The 16,861-nt window shown below is 71.0% G+C and carries 18 protein-coding genes; 10 read left to right on the top strand and 8 right to left on the bottom strand.

What is annotated here, in order from left to right; translation table 11 throughout:
- Positions 1–105: 105 nt before the first annotated feature.
- Entirely contained in the window at positions 106–723 is a 618-nt protein-coding gene (locus ABZ930_RS07205; RefSeq protein ID WP_361542828.1) for a hypothetical protein, read from the bottom strand.
- 351 nt (positions 724–1,074) lie between these two features.
- On the opposite strand from ABZ930_RS07205, the gene ABZ930_RS07210 reads away from it, so the two are divergent.
- Together ABZ930_RS07210 and ABZ930_RS07215 are read left to right on the top strand one after the other, a co-directional pair.
- A complete protein-coding gene (locus tag ABZ930_RS07210) occupies positions 1,075–1,698 on the top strand; it encodes a maleylpyruvate isomerase family mycothiol-dependent enzyme (protein ID WP_361542830.1) in 624 nt (207 codons plus the stop codon).
- 102 nt (positions 1,699–1,800) lie between these two features.
- Positions 1,801–2,490 (top strand): hypothetical protein, encoded by a 690-nt coding sequence (locus ABZ930_RS07215; protein ID WP_361542833.1) that lies wholly within the window; start codon positions 1,801–1,803, stop codon positions 2,488–2,490.
- A 15-nt stretch (positions 2,491–2,505) separates the two neighbouring features.
- On the opposite strand, the gene ABZ930_RS07220 is transcribed toward ABZ930_RS07215, so the two are convergent.
- The 3 genes from ABZ930_RS07220 to ABZ930_RS07230 all read right to left on the bottom strand — a co-directional run bounded on the left by ABZ930_RS07220 (position 2,506) and on the right by ABZ930_RS07230 (position 4,539).
- The gene (locus ABZ930_RS07220) at positions 2,506–2,913 is read right to left on the bottom strand and encodes an Imm10 family immunity protein (RefSeq protein ID WP_361542836.1); all 408 of its coding nucleotides are present in this window, start codon (positions 2,911–2,913) and stop codon (positions 2,506–2,508) included.
- Between the two features lie 73 nt (positions 2,914–2,986).
- A complete protein-coding gene (locus ABZ930_RS07225; RefSeq protein WP_361542839.1) occupies positions 2,987–3,997 on the bottom strand; it encodes a YdcF family protein in 1,011 nt (336 codons plus the stop codon).
- 89 nt (positions 3,998–4,086) lie between these two features.
- Complete coding sequence (locus tag ABZ930_RS07230) at positions 4,087–4,539, bottom strand: hypothetical protein (protein WP_361542842.1); 453 nt, start codon at positions 4,537–4,539, stop codon at positions 4,087–4,089.
- Positions 4,540–4,932: 393 nt separating this feature from the next.
- On the opposite strand from ABZ930_RS07230, the gene ABZ930_RS07235 reads away from it, so the two are divergent.
- Together ABZ930_RS07235 and ABZ930_RS07240 are read left to right on the top strand one after the other, a co-directional pair.
- Entirely contained in the window at positions 4,933–6,468 is a 1,536-nt protein-coding gene (locus ABZ930_RS07235) for a TrkA C-terminal domain-containing protein (protein WP_361542844.1), read from the top strand.
- 229 nt (positions 6,469–6,697) lie between these two features.
- Entirely contained in the window at positions 6,698–7,234 is a 537-nt protein-coding gene (locus ABZ930_RS07240; RefSeq protein WP_361542846.1) for a DUF4232 domain-containing protein, read from the top strand.
- Between the two features lie 69 nt (positions 7,235–7,303).
- Here ABZ930_RS07240 and ABZ930_RS07245 read toward each other — a convergent pair whose 3' ends face one another.
- Positions 7,304–7,618 (bottom strand): DUF2316 family protein, encoded by a 315-nt coding sequence (locus tag ABZ930_RS07245; RefSeq protein ID WP_361542849.1) that lies wholly within the window; start codon positions 7,616–7,618, stop codon positions 7,304–7,306.
- A gap of 99 nt (positions 7,619–7,717) precedes the next feature.
- Entirely contained in the window at positions 7,718–8,677 is a 960-nt protein-coding gene (locus tag ABZ930_RS07250) for an aldo/keto reductase (protein ID WP_361542852.1), read from the bottom strand.
- Positions 8,678–8,764: 87 nt separating this feature from the next.
- Here ABZ930_RS07250 and ABZ930_RS07255 point away from each other — a divergent pair, with 87 nt between their 5' ends.
- Complete coding sequence (locus ABZ930_RS07255) at positions 8,765–9,409, top strand: helix-turn-helix domain-containing protein (protein WP_361542855.1); 645 nt, start codon at positions 8,765–8,767, stop codon at positions 9,407–9,409.
- Positions 9,410–9,637: 228 nt separating this feature from the next.
- Here the strand turns inward: ABZ930_RS07255 and ABZ930_RS07260 are convergent, their stop codons facing one another.
- The gene (locus tag ABZ930_RS07260) at positions 9,638–10,780 is read right to left on the bottom strand and encodes a DUF6745 domain-containing protein (protein ID WP_361542858.1); all 1,143 of its coding nucleotides are present in this window, start codon (positions 10,778–10,780) and stop codon (positions 9,638–9,640) included.
- A 72-nt stretch (positions 10,781–10,852) separates the two neighbouring features.
- Positions 10,853–11,179 (bottom strand): hypothetical protein, encoded by a 327-nt coding sequence (locus tag ABZ930_RS07265; RefSeq protein ID WP_361542861.1) that lies wholly within the window; start codon positions 11,177–11,179, stop codon positions 10,853–10,855.
- 173 nt (positions 11,180–11,352) lie between these two features.
- Here ABZ930_RS07265 and ABZ930_RS07270 point away from each other — a divergent pair, with 173 nt between their 5' ends.
- The 5 genes from ABZ930_RS07270 (at position 11,353) to ABZ930_RS07290 (ending at position 16,693) form a co-directional block, all read left to right on the top strand.
- A complete protein-coding gene (locus tag ABZ930_RS07270; protein ID WP_361542864.1) occupies positions 11,353–12,312 on the top strand; it encodes an STM4015 family protein in 960 nt (319 codons plus the stop codon).
- Positions 12,309–13,559, top strand: a complete 1,251-nt coding sequence (locus ABZ930_RS07275; protein WP_361542867.1) for an STM4014 family protein — start codon at positions 12,309–12,311, stop codon at positions 13,557–13,559. Before ABZ930_RS07270 ends, ABZ930_RS07275 begins: the two co-directional genes overlap by 4 nt.
- 61 nt (positions 13,560–13,620) lie before the next feature.
- Positions 13,621–14,427: an STM4013/SEN3800 family hydrolase gene (locus ABZ930_RS07280; RefSeq protein ID WP_361542897.1), complete on the top strand. Its 807-nt coding sequence runs from the start codon at positions 13,621–13,623 to the stop codon at positions 14,425–14,427.
- Positions 14,424–15,803, top strand: a complete 1,380-nt coding sequence (locus ABZ930_RS07285) for an STM4012 family radical SAM protein (RefSeq protein WP_361542870.1) — start codon at positions 14,424–14,426, stop codon at positions 15,801–15,803. Before ABZ930_RS07280 ends, ABZ930_RS07285 begins: the two co-directional genes overlap by 4 nt.
- Before the next feature lie 8 nt (positions 15,804–15,811).
- A complete protein-coding gene (locus tag ABZ930_RS07290) occupies positions 15,812–16,693 on the top strand; it encodes an STM4011 family radical SAM protein (protein ID WP_361542873.1) in 882 nt (293 codons plus the stop codon).
- Positions 16,694–16,861: the final 168 nt, after the last annotated feature.

Here is a 16,861-nt window from a genome sequence, read left to right on the forward strand (position 1 = left end):
TGTCGTGGGCTGTGACACGGCCCGGGCCTGCCGGCGCCATGGCCGGGTCGTCGTACATGTTCGGCGCGGTCGGGCCACCCGCCCAGGCGTAGGACGGACCGCAGCTCAGTCGCCGTCGAAGCCACCCGAGTCCACGTCGACACCGTCCGTGCTGTCCCCGCCGTCTGCGCTGTCCCCCAGGCCGGACACACCCGGCGGCCCCGCCGCCTCGCGGTGCCGCGTGCGCACCTTGTCGGAGACGAAGACCCCGGTGATCAGGCCGGCCACGCACGCCAGCATGAGAGCGGTCCCGGAGAAGAACACAGCCGACCACGGCGGACTCTCCGTGTCCACGTCGAAAATGATGAAGAGCCCCACAGCGGGAAGCACCCCGAAGATCCAGGAACCGCACACGTTCATCAACGTGAGGCCCTCGTGGAGATCGGAGAAACCTTCGATGTCCCGTCCGGTCGCCGACCGCCCCGGCCATCCGACCGGAATCAGGGCAACCGCCTGGAAGACCAGGCAGGCGAGTTGCACCACGGCATACTGCGCGAACGAAGGAGGGCGCGACCAGCAATACACCACCCCCGTCACCGCACAGGTCCACGAGCCCGTATTGCCCACGACCACCCACACCGAACGGGACCGCACGAAGTCGAGCACCGCGTCGACGACGTCCTCCCACAACCAATCCCGGCCGAGCCGTCTCCGCCGGTGACCCCTCCTGAATCTGTCGAACACGCTTCGCCCCCAAGTGCCCCTGCAGTGAACGGACTTGCATCATGCCCACTCCAGGGATGCCGTCAACGAGAGAGTCTCCATCCCGTCTGCCTTGGGGCCCTCCAAAAGCGAGGAAGCAGGACGACCACGACAGAAAGCCTGAAGTAGTCACGACGTATCACGCGCAAGAAGCGCAACACCGTCGAGCGGCCGATCAACCGGCTGAGGCAGTCCCAGGTGGCAGCCACTCGCTACGACAAACGCGGCGCGCGGATCATCGTCGAGCGGGTCACCGACCAGCGTGGCCGATGAGTTCCGCGGGCTCGGCGAGTCTTCCCTGGCAGATGCTGTGATCAGCCGTTGGAGGAAGCCATGGGAGATGTCTGGCCGATGGTCCACGAGGAGCGTGCGGCACTCCTCGATGACCTTGAACATCTGGATGCCGAGCAGTGGGAAGAGCCGTCGCTCTGCGCAGAGTGGACCGTGCACGACGTGGTTGCCCACCTGTCCGACACAGCTCGGACAACGCGCCTGGGCTTCCTGGCCGGCCTCGCCCGGGCACGGTTCGACTTCGACCGCCAGAACACCCTCGGTGTCGAGCGCGAACGCGGCGCCTCGCCACAGGAGACGCTGGAGCGGCTTCGGCAGGTGACGTCGCGCAGGTCGACCCCGCCGGCGCCTCTCGACAGTCGGCTTGTCGAGGAGATCGTGCACGGCGAGGACATCCGTCGGCCGTTGGGGATCTCCCACTCCTACGCAGAGGAGGCTGTCGTCAGATCGCTCCGTCTGCAGGCTCGGACCTCAGACTTCTTCGGCGGAGCCAAGGGTCTCGTAGCTCGCGCGCGGCTGACGGCTACGGACGCCGACGTGTCGATCGGCAACGGTCCGCAGGTGAGCGGGCCCGCGCTCTCCCTGCTCCTGGCCGTCTCTCGCCGTCGAGTGGCACTGGACGACCTCGAAGGACCGGGACTCGCTGCGCTGGCCGTGGCGCTCTGAAGCTTAGGAGAGACGGAAGTTGAGGCCATATCGACCACGGCAGAACGATGGTGGTCGCTGGAGGTATCCGTACGCCGCTGCTGTACGGGTAGCGTCCACCCGGTGGATCTCAACCTCATCAACGATGCGCCCGCCGCTCTGACTCCGAGGGCTCGCAACTTTGTCGCTGTGCACGGCATCAGGGTCGATACTCAGCCAGTAGAGCAGTTCCGGCAGTGCTGGCTCGACCAGGAAATCCCGGCGGATGTCGTTGACCGTATGACGTCCTATCAGGAGCACTGGGGCGGCCTGCTCCTGCCTCCGGCCGTCAAGTACGACGGAGGGCCGAAGTACTTCGACGCCGGCTGCCCCGAAGGAACGTCCGCCGAAGGCTGGTGGTTCGAGGCCGGCATGCAACGGACCGCCGTTCCCTACGCATTCATGATCGGCCCGGCCGGTGAGTTCGGGATCCACGCAGATCATTGGGCGCCGTTGCACGCGACCGTTGAAGGGTGGGTCGAGTCGCTGGCACTGACTCATCACGCGTCGATGTGGGCCCAGCAGATCACGAAGATCACGGGCGACGACGTCGACGGCCTCGAACTCGACGCGATGGAGCCGGTCTCAGAGGTACAAGGGCTCGCTGACACCTGGTGGCGCGGGTCGGATTCGCTGGTCGCGATCTATACGGGCGAGGCCCGATGCGTGTCCTTTCCGGCCGCGCGCACCGCGTTGATCTACTCCGGCCTTGACCAGTGGGGGCTCCACGGAGGTGTCCGCGAGGACTCGCAGCAGGGCGCGCGACCGTCTTGAAACCCGTCGTGGTGGCTATCGTCGCGTGGGCCAGGCCGCTGGCCGTCCGTATTGAAGGATGCGCGGAAGGACTTCACGCATGCGTGCCAAGTCCTCTGCTGGGGCCCGAAGCAGCGCCTCGACAACAGGGTCGGTCAGGCCGAGATCGTCCAGCGATTCAGGATCCAAGGTCACCCGCAGCACGTCGTCGTCCAGCAGTACTTCACGTGCACAGCCGTAGGCAGTGCCCTGGCCAGGAGTGACGAGACAGTACGTGTCCATGCCCAGGGAGACCTCCTGTGCATCGGGATCGTCGAAGTCGCACATGAACAGCAGTGAGAATCCGTCCTCGTCGTCCGACTCCGCCACACCTGCCATCAGGCAGTCGTCCGTCTCTGGATCATCGAGTCCGCACGCAATCAGCGCCGTGAACCTGTATGTCATGGAGGTGTTCTAGCACTGTCGGTTCAGCGGCAGACATCAGCCGGCTCCCCTTTGCCGCTCGGGATCGGGCACGTCACAGGCCCATCCCCAGCACCACGGCGAGTGCCACCAGCAGCACGCACAGGACGACGTTGGCCTTGCGGTGCTCCCAGAACACCGCGACGAATTCACGGATCGTGGCGCTCGGCCAGAAGTACGAAGCGGTGGGAGAGCCGAGCACCTGACCGCGCACGCCCTCCCGGCGCGCGGTCATCGCCGCGCGGAACGCATGGAAGTTGTTGGTCACCACCACGCACACGTAACGCTCGTCGGCCTCCTCCATCATCGTGCGGCTGAAGCGCAGATTCTCCGACGTCGTACGGGAGCGGGGCTCTTCCATGATGAGGGCCGGGTCGGCGCCCTCGGCGATCAGCCAGCGGCCCATCGCCTCGGCCTCCGGCAGCCGTTCGTCCGGGCCCTGACCGCCGGAGACCAGCAGCACCGGAGCGTCGGCGCCTCGGGCCACCTGCTGATCGTGGATGCTCAGTCCGGCCCGCAGGCGTGAGGCGAGCAACGGAGGCACACGTTCACCGCCGATGAGCCCCGAACCCAGCATCACCACGAAGTCCACGTCGCCACGCACCCGGATACGCCCGTACAGAAAGGCGTAGGCGAGGAAGCACAGGAAGAGAAACGCGATGTAGCCGGTGACCAGCACAACGGCCAGGATGAAGGACCGGTAGGCCTTCGAGTCGCCGAAGTAGTCGGCCGTGGCAACGAGGGCGAGGATGGCGAAGATGCCCACCCCGGCCAGGCCGGACAGGAGGTTCGCGGGTCTGCGGCCTTCCTTGCGGATCATGGTGAGGCCGTTGGCGATGAGAAAGCCTCCGAGAACCATGATGGCGAGTGCGGGCAGGAGGAAGACCAGCGAGTACACCAAGACGGCCAGATTCTCCGGCAGCCGGTCCACCTGGGTGAGCAGGGCGACCGAGAGGCTCAGCACGGTCAGGCCGAGCAGAACGGCGTTGCGGAACTGACGGCGGTCCTGCCGTACACCCCAGCAGAACCAGAGCAGGAAGGCGGCCGGCGGAGCGAAAGCAAGCACGGAGTACCTCGGGTGTGTCGGCCGCGGGGGGTCGGCGCGGAGCGGGCGGAGGGGGAACGGGGATGCGGCGGGGGCGGCGCGGACGGTGGCTACTCCCCGGATCGGCGGTTCTCCTCCAGCCAGTCCTTGTTCGTCTGCCAGGCATACAGGGTGTCGTGGTCCAGCGAGACGTAGTAGGAACCGCAGCGCCCCTCCGCACCGCCCGCAGCGTCCGAGGGGAACCACGCCGCGCTGATCTCGGGAGCAGGCGCGGTCCTGCCGTCGAGCGGCTCGCATTGCGCGGGCAGTCGGCCGTCGCTGAGTGTCGCCTTCAGGATGCGTTCACCTCCGGTGGTCCTCATCGCATAGTCCACCGACGCGGCATCGTCCGGCAGCCAGCGGGGCACGGACTCACGCTCCTCCTTGGCCTCCTTGCCCGTGGCGTAGGAGGCAGTCTGCTCATGGCGCCCGTCGTACCACTGCTTGGCCTCGGGCACGGCCACCGCGGCCGCGACCCCGACCACTGCCACGGCCCCCACGACGACTAGAAGTACGCCACGCATGTTCTCTCCCGTTCACCTTCGCCCTCACGTGACTCCACGCGAGAATGCCGATCTCTTCGTGCTTGCTTCTATTCTCGTGCCCCATCAATCCTTGATCGTCATACTTTGAGGCGTTTCGCTGTATGCCTTGGGTCGCACACGCCCCTAGGGGTCGCGTGCGCCACGGAGAAGGCGCAAGGCGCCCATGGGGTGAGTTCTCACCTTGGAACCACGCGACACGTGTGCACATCTTGATCGGGGTCGCCTGGTCAGCCGCGCTCAGCATCTCCGCGGCCCGAATGGCGGCCCTTCCAGGTCTGGAAGATCATGTCAGGCACATGTACGTCACAGCAGGGGAAGGGCCCAGCCGTGTGGCAGTTCTTCGCGGACAATCCGTGGGTAACCGTCTTCGCCGTGATCACAGCAGGCGCGCTCCTGGGCATGGTCAGGTTCGGCCCGGTGAAACTGGGCGCGGCAGGAGTGCTGTTCGTGGGCCTCTTCGTCGGCGCGCTCGACCCTGACATCGGCCCGGCCGTCCCTGCGGGCGTCTCCGCACTCGGGCTCGCCCTGTACGTCTACACGGTCGGCCTCGAGTCGGGCCCGGCGTTCTTCCGCGAACTGCGCGGCCAGCTCGCGGTGATGGCCGGTGCGATCGTCGCCCTCGCCCTCACCGCGGCCGTCGTCGGACTCGTCGGCCACCAGGGCTTCGGGATCAGCGGTCCCTTCCTCGCCGGCGGCTATGCCGGCATCGGAACCACCACTCCGGGTCTCGCCGCCGCCCAAGCTGCCTCCGACGACCCCGCGCAGCCGGCGGTCGGCTATGCCATCGGCTATCCCTTGGCCGTCGTCATCACCATCGTGTTCGTCGCGGCGATCGCCGCCCGTCGCACATGGAGAGCCCGCCGCGACCCCGACTCCGGCCTCCCGTCGAAACTCGTCACTCGCACGGTGCAGGTGACCCGCGAGGCCCGCTGGGCCGACGTGCCGGGAATCGCCGACGGGCGCGTACTGGCGACCGAGTACCGCCCGGCAGGCGGCGAGACCGCCGTCGCCCACGCCCTCGACCGACTGGTCCCGGGCGACCAGGTCGTCCTGGTCGGAGGCGAGGACGACCTCCAGGCCGCCACGACACACCTCGGCGTCCCCGCCGCCAGCGACCTTCTGGAGGACCGGCACACGGTCGACTACCGCCGCATCCTGCTGACGGACCCCGCTCTCGCGGGCCACACCGTTGCCGAGCTGGATCTCGAGAAGCGCTACGGCGCCCTCGTCAGCAGGGTCCGGCGCGGCGACTTCGACATGCTGGCCCACGACGATCTGGTCCTCCAGCTCGACGACCGGCTCAGGGTCGTCATGCCCCGCGAGCAGTCCTCCGCCGTCAGCAACTACCTCGGCGACACCGAGACCAAGGTCAGCGAGGTCAACGCGGTCAGCCTCGGACTCGGTCTCGCCCTCGGTTTCCTCATCGGCATCCCGTCCCTGACCCTCGGCAGCACCACCCTGGCCCTCGGCACCGGCGCCGGACCGCTCGTGATGGGCATGGTCCTCGGCTGGCGCCGTCGCACCGGCCCCCTCGTGTGGACCCTCCCCACCCGCGCCAACCTCACCCTGAGGCAGATCGGTCTGCTGCTCTTCCTCGCGGTCGTCGGCCTGACCTCGGGATACTCCTTCCGCCAGAACGCCTTCTCCGTCTTCGGGCTGAAACTGCTCGCGGTTCTCGCCATCGGAGCCGTCGTCAGCTACGCCCTGATGATCCTCGTCGCCCGTCTCCTGGGCCAGAGCCGGGAACGCACCATGGGGCTGCTCTCCGGCTACGTCGGCAACCCCGCGATCCTCGCGTACGCCAACGGCCGGGCCACCGACAGCCGCGTCAACGCCGGGTACTCCACTCTCTTCGCCCTCGCCATCCTCGTAAAGATCGTCTGCATCCAGCTCATCGTCGGCCTCTGACCCCGGGGGCTCTACGCCACGACACGACAGTGGACAACGCACGTACGAGGGTGGGGCGGGGCGGTCCGCAGGGACGCCGTGCGGGGAGGTGGCCACCAGCGGAACAATGTCACCTCTGATCACTTGTGACTGTTTGGTGACATTGAGGGCGCGGTGGAGGGCAAGGCGTCTGTGCAGAGGCAGCCGCGTCCGCCTCTGCACGTGAGCACGAACTGCAAGGAGGAACGACATGGCAATCACCCGCGCCACCATCGCAGTCACCGCCGCCGCACTCGCTTTCGCCGCTGCGGGAACGGGGACGGCCCTCGCGTCGAGTGCCGCATCGGACTCGACCCGGTCCACGCAGGAATGCCAGCCGGGCACTCTGAAGGCGACCACGACGCAGCTCGGCACCGAACAGGCGGGCATGAACCACGCCGGGACGTTCCTGAAGGTCACCAACACCGGCGACGCCACCTGCACCGTCTCCGGCTACGCGGGGCTCGCCCTCGAAGGCAGCGGCCACACCGCCCTGACGACACACCCCGACCACGGCAACACCTACTTCGCCCAGGACCCGGGCAGCCACACCGTGACCCTGCAGGCCGACGACTCGGCCTACGCGGATCTGGTGTGGACGCACACCGGAGCCGACACCGCCGCGGCCCACTACCTCCAGATATCGCCGACGGGCAGCAACGCGCACAGCGTCGTCCCCTTCGAGCAGGACGTCGACAACGGCCGTCTCTCGGTCACAGCGTGGAGCGACACCCCGCCTGCCGTCTGATTCCGATCACGGCCAGGCGATCGCGGCCGTTCGCCCGCCCAGGCCACGTCGACGACGACCCGCGGTGTCTCAGCCCGTCGGCCCGAAGTCGTGGCGCGGCGCCGCGCGCAGCCCGAACCACGCGCGGGCCATCGTCCGGGACCGGTCGGTCAGGACGGTGAACGGGACGGGATCGCGTCCCGCGTCACGCACGGCCTGCGCGAGGTAGTCGCGCAGTTGCCACACGTCCACGGGGTCGGCGTCCGCCACGTCGAGGGCGTTCGCGAGCCGGCCTGGCGTCCACTCCAGGTCGGCCGCGACCTGCCGCTCGGCGAGGCCGGTCAGGGCAAGGTTGCCCCTGAGCTCCTCGCCGGTGCGGCGGCGTTCTTCGGCGTTCAGTGACATGCGGCGCTCTCGTCGGGCGGGGTGGTGGGGAGTCCGGCGGAGTCGTCCCCGAGGCGGCCCGGTCCGGAGGAGGGACAGCCCAGGGGCCCCGTAGGGACGTCAGCGCATCTCGATGTCGCCCGTGCGGGACGGGATCGCGTCGAGCGTGGCGAGGGTCGCCTCGTCGAGCCGGATCGCGCCCGCGGCGACGTTGGCCGCGAGGTGGTCGGCGTCGGCGGTGCCGGGGATCAGCAGCGTGTTGGGGGTGTGGTGGAGCAGCCAGGCGAGGGCGATCTGCGCGGGCGAGGCGTCCAGCCGTTCGGCGGCGGCGAGGACGGCGGGCTCCTCGGTCGCCTTGGGAAGGCCGGGGAAGGCGCTGCCGAGCGGGAAGTACGGCACCCAGGCGATGTCTTCGGCGCGGCACAGCTCGACCATGTCCTCGTCCTCGCGGGACACGATGCTGTAGGCGTTCTGCACGCAGACGATGCCCGCGGGCAGCGCGCGGCGCAGGACGTCGATGGTGGTGCTGCTGAGGCCGATCGCACCGATCTTGCCCTCGTCGCGCAGAGCGGTCATGACGGCGAGCTGGTCGTCGAGGTCGACGTCCTGGTCGCCCTCGGCGCGCAGACCGGGACCGTGGTCGGCGCGGCGCAGGTTGACCACGGGGACCTGCTCGACGCCGAGGCTGGCGAGGTTGTCCTCGACACTCGCGCGCAGCTCCTCGGGACGCTGGGCGAGGCGGAGGTGGATCGGGCCGTCGTCGGGCGTGGCGCCGACCTTGCTGACGACGAGCACGTCGTCCTCGGGGCGGATCGCCTCACGGATCAGATCGTTGGAGAAGCCGTTGCCGTAGAACTGGGCGGTGTCGATGTGGTCGACGCCGAGCTCGACCGCGCGGCGCAGCACGCCGAGGGCGGCCTTGCGGTCCTCGGCCAGCCGCGGCAGCTGCATGGCACCGAAGCCGACGCGAGAGACGGTGCGCCCGGCGAACCGTCCGGCGCCTCCGGCGCGCGGGGCACCGGAAGCCGTGACCTCGGAGCCGATCGCGGACTCGGAGCGAGAAGAGGTGGGAGAAGCCATGGGAGTCCTGTCCTCGTGAGATGATCGAGGTGAAACGGAGGAGCCTCCGTTAAAACAACCGTAGCACAAACCGGAGGAGCCTCCGCTTTGACCGCACTCGAACCGCCCACACCGGACCACCCCGGGGGCGACACGTCCGGCGCCCGTACGGGCCGCCCCGCCGGCACGGGCCGGGCGGGCCGCTCCGACGCCCGGCGCAACCGCGAGAAGCTGCTCACGGCCGCCCGGTCCGTGTTCGGCGCGGCCACCGAAGGGCCGGTCACGCTCGAAGCCGTCGCACGCGCGGCAGGGGTCGGCATCGGCACGCTCTACCGCCACTTCCCGACCCGGGAGGCACTCGTCGAAGCGGTCTACGCCGCCGAGCTCGACGCACTCGCCGCCGCCGCGCCCGAGCTCCTCGGCGAACTGTCGCCGGTCCCGGCGCTGCGGGCGTGGCTGGACCGCTACACCGCGTTCGCGGCGACCAAGCACGGCATGATCGACATGCTGCGCTCCGGCCCCGCCCCCACGTCCGTGCCCACGCTTCCGACCCGCGAGCGGATCGCCTCCGCGGTCGGCGAGCTGCTCGCGGCGGGAGCCCGCGACGGCTCCCTGCGCGCGGACGTCGACCCCGACGACGTGACCACCCTGCTCCTCGGCGTCTCGCTGGCCGCGGCGTCCGGCAGGTCATCGGAGCAGACCGGCCGCGCGCTCGACCTGATCGTCGACGCGCTGCGCCCACGGGCGGAGTAACGGCCACGCCTCTCCGACCCCCGAAGCCGACGGTCAGCGACCGTCCCACCAGCGGAGAGAAAATCGCCCCAGCCGGCTTTCCCCTGCCGTACCGGTGCGCCGGCCCCGTACGGTGCCGGGGGCTCCCCCTGCGGAGGCCGGCGGGCGGGCCTCCTTCCCCGCTCCGGGCACACCGCCCGTCAGATGCTGTCGGTGAACGGTGCGAACGGCCCCTCGTTCACCCGCCGCTCACGTCTCGCGATGCGGCTCGTACGCGTCGGCCTGCAGGCCGAACGTCCATGCGACGCCCTCGCGCGCGGTTCTCGTGCGCGGCGGCACCCGCAGCCAGTAGGTGCGGTGCGTGCCGTCGGGCTCCGGGGTGGAGTTGACGACCTCGACCATCACCACGTCCTCATCGCCGGAGAGCTGGACGCGCCACAGGACGCCGGTCGCGTCCCGGTGCACGGGCTCCGCACCGGACTCCGTGAGATAGCGGTCGTAGCCGAAGTGCTCCAGCATCACGCGGCGCAGTTCCGCGTTCTCCTCGTCGCGGATGCGCTGCGGAGTCAGCCCGGCGAGCCCGGCCAGGAAGTCGGCGGGCACCGGCATGCCGCGCCAGGCGTGCAGCGCGAACCCGTCGGGGAAGGCCAGGGCGGGTCCGATGGCGCTGTCGAGGCGGCCGGCCTCGTCGCGGTGCAGTTCGCCGGGCCGCTCGCACACCACGGCCACTCGCTCGTACGGCCACCACCAGCCGGCCGATCGGGCGATCTGCGCCAACCCGTCCAGCCGGGAGTCCGACTCCTCGCCGGACGACCCGAAAGCACTCAGCCAGGCTGCCTCGTGCTGGCCCAGCACGGCGTCCAGGAGCAGGAGCCGGATCGCCGTCTCGCTCCTGCGGTCCCGTGCGCCCGCGACCGTGCGGGACGGCGCCGCCAGTTCCTCCACGATGCCCGTTCTGATCCGGTCGACCAGCATCTGAGTGGTGTCCCACAGGCGGCCTCCCGTGGCGTTCCAGTGCGCGCCCCAGCCGCCCGGGCCGAGCCGCGCGTGCAGCCGCTCACGGGCCTGTGCCCATGGCCGGTTGCGCACCGCATCCCTTACGGAAGCGCCCAGTTCTTTCGCCTCGGCGAGCCGTACGAGCAACGTCACGGCGGCGCGCGGCGAGTCCGCCCACAGGATGCGCGCGGGCTCGGCGAGCCCGGCGCCGCGGTAGGCGAGCCGCACACCGGCCTCGGCCGCTTCCCGGTCGGCGGGTCCGGTGGCGGCGGCGACCGATCGCCAGTGCGCCAGGTCCGCCGCGGCGCTCCCCCCGTCCTCCTGGGCACCCACCCCGACCGATGCTTCCGTCCCCGTCGTTGCCGTCATCTGCTGCGCCCTCATCATGTCGCTCATCCCCCGCGTCTCCCTCGTCCCCGCGCTCACTCGTCGTCCTCCTCCCGGCCCGCTCCCCCGCGTCCCGCCCGCTCAGTCCGCCACGATCCGCACCGAGCCCGGCACGTACTCGCGCTGCCGGATCACCCGGTACCAGCCCTTGGGCAGCGGGATCGCCGCATGCTCCTCGTGCACCACCCGCCCGCCGTCGGGCAGTTGGAGCAGCAGCGGTCCGAACGGGCCCGGCTCGCGGACCAGCCGACCGGGACCGACGACAGCGTGGGCGTGGCCCGTGACCTCGCCCAGCGCGAGCACCAACCGCCCGCGGGCGTCCCGCGGTTCGTCCGGGGCGTCCGCGACGTGCGGAGGCACCGCGCCCTCCGCGAGCGGCACGATCAGCACGTCTCCCTGCCGGAACATGACTCTCCCGTCCCACGGTCCGCCGAGTGCGGCCGCGTCGATTCCGACGGTAGAGGCAGGGTCTGACAACGGCGGCCGGGCGCCCCGCGGCAGCCGTTGTCAGTGCCGGTTGGTACAACTTCAGTTCCAGCGGAGATCGCGGACGGCGCGAACAGATCGGGAACGGGGCGGACATGGCCATCGGAAACCACCTGCAGGAGCTGCACGGCCTGCCCACCTTCGACTTCCCGGCGTTGGACGCGGAGCCGGCGGCGGCGCTGCCCTCCGCCGATGCCGTCGCGTGGCGGATCTCCGTCGAGTCGTACGACAGCGAGGAGTCGTGGCCGGAGGCGTTCGCCCGGTTCGCGAAGGCCGTGGACCTCGGCCACGTCAAGGCGATCGTGGTCGGCTCGTGGAGCGACCCGTACGAGAACGGGCCGGAGCCGGTCATCGAAGCGCTGCTGGAGGCGAGGGACCGGCTGACGGCGCTGCGCGCGCTGTTCCTGGGCGACATCGTCTTCGAGGAGTGCGAGATCTCCTGGATCACGCAGGGCGACGTGACCCCGCTGCTGGACGGCTTCCCGGAGCTGACGGAGTTCGCGGTGCGCGGCGGGACCAGCCTGGCGTTCCCGGCGGTGCGCCACGAGAGGCTGCGGTCCCTCACCGTGGAGACGGGCGGTCTGCCCGCCGAGGTGGTGCGCGGCATCGCGGCGAGCGACCTGCCCGCCCTGACCCGGTTGACCCTGTGGCTGGGCACCTCGGACTACGGCGGCGACTCCACGGTCGCCGACGTCGAGCCCCTTCTGACGGGCGGTCGGCTGCCGGCCCTGAAGCACCTGGCCCTGTGCAACAGCGAGATCCAGGACGAGGTCGCGGCGGCCGTGGCGGCCGCCCCGGTGGTGGCTCGGCTCGACACGCTCGACCTGTCGATGGGCGTTCTCACCGACGACGGGGCCACGGCGCTCCTCGCGGGACAGCCGCTCACGCACCTGAGCAAGCTCGATCTGCACCACAACTACGTGAGCGACGGGCTGCGCCAGCGTTTCCTGGACTCCCTGGTGCCCGCGGGCGTCGAGGTCGACCTCGACGAAGGGGACGCGGACGAGGACCAGGACGGGGACACCGTGTGGCGGTACGTCTCGGTCGGCGAATGACCGGGCGGACCACATCGGCGGGGCCGGACGACACCCGGGACACGGCGGCCGCGTCCGGACCGCGTCCCGCCCCGCTGCGTCTCGCGGTCGTCGGCAACCCCGGCAATCGCCGGGTGGACCTGTTCACGGCCGCCGTGCGGGACACGGGACTGCCGTCGCCGCGCGTGGTCGCGTGGCGCGACGTACTGCGCGACGGCGGGGCTTCGTTCGCCGACGACGAGATCGTGCGGATCGATTCGGCGGGCGAGGACGAGGAGGTCGAGCGCGCCCTGCGGGACGTGTCCGATCCGACGCGTGTCGAGGGCGGCGCCCGGTGGTACCGGCGGTTCCTGTCGGCCGTGCGGTCCCTCGACGGCGGGGTCCGGCTCGACGATCCCGACGACGTCGCCGTGCTCTTCGACAAGCGGCGCTGCCATCGTGTCCTCGCCGATGCGGGCGTGGCCGTTCCGGCCTCCCCCACGTCCGGCGGCGACGCCGAGGTGCGCGGCTGGGACGACGTGCGGGCGCTGATGGCGGAGCACGGAATGCCCCGGGTGTTCGTCAAGCCGGCCCACGGCTCGTCGGCCTCCGGCGTGCTCGCCCTGGAGACGGCCGGCCCCGGCCGGATCCGCGCCACGACGTCCGTGGAGACGACGGACGGCGCGCTGCACAACTCCCTGCGGGTGCGGCGTTACACGCGCGAGGCGGACATCGCGGCGATCGTGGACGCGCTCGCTCCGGACGGGCTGCACATCGAGCGCTGGCTGCCGAAGGCGTCACTGCACGGACGCGCCGCCGATCTGCGCGTCGTCGTGGTCGCCGGCCGTGCGACGCACGCCGTCGTGCGCACCAGCCGGACCCCGCTCACGAACCTGCATCTCGGCGGCCTGCGCGGCGAGTGGGCCGCCGCCCGGCAGGCCGCGGGCGCGTCCTGGGCGCACGCCCTCGACCTGTGCGAGCGCGCCGCCGCCTGCTTCCCGCGCACCCTGTGCGTCGGCGTCGATCTGCTGCCCTCGGTGGGCTGGCGGCGCTTCACCGTCGGCGAGGTCAACGCCTTCGGCGATCTGCTGCCGCGCCTGACCGGACTGCCCGGCAGCGGCGCCGAGGGACTGGACACCTACGCGGCCCAGGTCGCCGCCGTGCTCCGCCACTTCCCCGACGCCGCACACCCCGCGCGGGCCCCGGCCGCTTTCGGCACCCCGCACCGGGCGGCTCCCGCCCCCGCACACCCGCACCACCCCGCAAGGACCCGCGATGCCCGCATCTGACACCACCTCGCCACCACCTGCTGCCCCGACCGCCACGAGCGGCGCGAAGGCCGATCCCGACATGAACGAGGTGGTGGGCCGCGACGACCTGCTGCTGCTCACGCTCGACACGCTGCGCCACGACGTCGCGGTCGAACTGGCCGAGGCGGGCCGTATCCCCCACCTCGCACGTCATCTGCCGGGCGGCGCCTGGGAGAAGCGACACGCACCGGGCAGCTTCACGTACGCCTCCCACCAGGCGATGTTCGCCGGTTTCCTGCCGACCCCCGCTACGCCCGGCCCGCATCCGCGGCTGTTCGCGGCGCGGTTCGCGGGCAGTGAGACCACGGCCGGCCGCACCTATGTCTTCGACACCCCGGACCTGGTGTCGGGCCTCGCCGCGGCCGGGTACCGGACGGTGTGCGTCGGCGGAGTCGGCTTCTTCAACCGGCAGGGCGCCCTGGGAAATGTCCTGCCCGGTCTCTTCCAGGAGAGCCACTGGGAGCCGGAGTTCGGAGTCGCGTCGCCCACCTCGTTCGAGGCCCAGGTCGCGCGCGCGGAGCAGGTCGTCGCCGAACTCCCGCACGAGCAAAGGCTGTTCCTGTTCGTGAACGCCGCGGCGCTGCACCAGCCCAACTGGTTCCACCTGCCGGGCGCCACGCGCGCGGCGGGTGACACCCGGGAGACCCATGCCGCCGCTCTGGAGTACATCGACCGCCACGTGGGACGGCTGTTCGCGGCGATGAGCGCGCGCCGCCGTTGCTTCGCCGTCGTCTGCTCCGACCACGGCACGGCCTACGGGGACGACGGCTACACCGGCCACCGCCTCGGCCACGAAGCGGTCTGGACCGTGCCCTACGCCCACTTCTTCCTGGAGCCGACCGCATGACCACCACCACCGAAGCGGCCGGACACACCGGGGCCGTGCCCACCGACACCCCACGCCCGTACCAGAGTTACGTCTACGCGTACCCGCACAAGACCGCGTACCGGCCGCTGCCCGAGCGCCCCGCGCTGCGCGACCTGTGGCGCGGCGAGCCCAAGGGCGCGCTCTCCCTCTATCTCCACATACCGTTCTGCGAGGTCCGCTGCGGCTTCTGCAATCTGTTCACGCGCATCGGCGCCCCGGACGACCTGACGGGCCGGTATCTGGACGCCCTTGAGCGGCAGGCCGTGGCGGTGCGCGAGGCGCTCGGCGACGGCCCGGACGTGCGGTTCGCGAACGCGGCGTTCGGCGGCGGCACCCCGACCTTCCTCGACGCGGACGAGTTGGCGCGGCTGTGCGACATCGCGGAGCTGCGGACGGGCGCGGACCTCAGGGCGGTGCCGTTGTCCGTGGAGACCTCGCCGGCGACGGCCACGGCAGACCGGCTCGCGGTCCTCGCCGAGCGCGGCACGACCCGGCTGAGCATCGGCGTGCAGAGCTTCGTCGACGCGGAGGCACGCGCCGCGGTCCGGCCGCAGCGCCGCGCGGACGTGGAGGCGGCGCTCACCCGCATCCGGGACACGGACATCCCGGTGCTGAACATCGATCTGATCTACGGCATCGACGGCCAGACCCCGGCGAGCTGGCGCACCTCCCTCGACGCGGCGCTCGCCTGGCGTCCCGAGGAGCTGTACCTCTACCCGCTCTACGTCCGGCCGCTGACCGGCCTCGGCCGGAGCGCCGCGCCGCTCACCGACCGGGCCTGGGACGAGCAGCGGCTGCGGCTGTACCGCGAGGGCCGCGACCATCTCCTGGAGCACGGCTACGAGCAGGTGTCGATGCGCATGTTCCGGCGCGCGGACGCCCCGGCGCAGGGCCCGGACGACTACGCCTGCCAGACAGACGGCATGATCGGTCTGGGCTGCGGCGCCCGCTCGTACACCTCGTCGCTGCACTACTCCTTCGAGTACGCCGTCGACATGCGGGAGATCCGCGCGATCATCGACGGCTACACGGCCACCACCTCCGAGGAGTTCGCGCGTGCGCGGCACGGCCGCCGCGTCGACGGGCGGGAGGCACGCCGCCGTCACCTGCTCCAGTCGCTGCTGCAGGCCGAGGGCATGCCGCTGGACGACTACCGGATGCGGTTCGGCGCGGACCCGTTCGACGACTTTCCGGCCGAGCTCGCCGCGTTCGCCGCGCGCGGCTGGCTGGAGCCGTGGGACGACGGGGAGCGGCTGCGGCTGACGCCCGAGGGGCTGGCGCACTCGGACGCGCTCGGGCCGGAGTTGTTCTCCCCCGAGGTGCGCGCCGCGATGGCCGCGTACGAGCCGAGGTGAGCGGGCCGATGGATCTGACGATGCTGTACCGGGGGCCGCTGTCCTCGTGCGACTACGACTGTCCGTACTGCCCGTTCGCCAAGCGCCGTGACTCCACCGCGCAGTTGCGGGCGGACCGCGCGGCGCTGGAGCGCTTCACCGGCTGGGCGGCCGGGCAGCACGAGGACCGGCTGTCCGTCCTGTTCACGCCGTGGGGCGAGGGTCTTGTGCGGTCCTGGTACCGCAGGGCGATGGTCGAGCTCTCGCACCACGAGCACGTCGCGCGCGTCGCCATCCAGACCAATCTGAGCTGCCGCACAGAATGGCTCGCCGAAGCCGACCTGGACACGCTCGCCCTGTGGTGCACGTTCCACCCGGGGCAGACGCCCTACGAGCGGTTCCTCGGCAAGACGCGGGAGCTGGCGCAGCGCGGTGTGCGGTTCAGCGTCGGCGTGGTCGGTTTCCCGGAGCACCTGGAGCAGGCCCGCACGCTGCGCAGGGCGCTGCCGTCCGAGGTGTACCTGTGGGTGAACGCGGCGGAGGGCCGTACGTACACGGACGAGGAGGCGGCGGCCTGGACGGCCGTCGACCCCCTCTTCCCGTACAGCAGGCACCCGCACCGCTCGGCCGGCCTGCCCTGCCGGACCGGCTCCTCGGTCGTCTCGGTGGACGGCGAGGGCACGGTGCGCCGCTGTCACTTCGTCCGGGCCGAGTTGGGCAACCTGTACGACGGTTCCTGGCGTGCGGCGCTCGCGCCCCGGGCGTGCCCGCTGGCGGTCTGCGACTGTCACATCGGCTATGTCCATCTGGAGACGCTGCCGCTGTACGACGTCTTCGCGGGCGGGGTCCTGGAGCGGATACCGGCGACGCCGGTCCAAGCGGTCAGGATCCCGATCCCCGGGACGCCTTGATGGTGTGCGCGTTCATGAACCTCACGGGGCACGCCGGAAGAAGTCTTACCGGTGGTCGTCACGGGAGCCGCCGCTAGGGCCTGTCCGGCGGATCAGGTCGCAGCCGGGCGGCCCGCGCATTTCTGTGCTGGTGAGCGGGGTCTGGTGCGTCGAGATGCAAGGCGGAGG

Origin of the sequence: Streptomyces sp. NPDC046716 (assembly GCF_040645755.1) — a bacterium.
Taxonomy (GTDB): Bacteria; Actinomycetota; Actinomycetes; order Streptomycetales; family Streptomycetaceae; genus Streptomyces.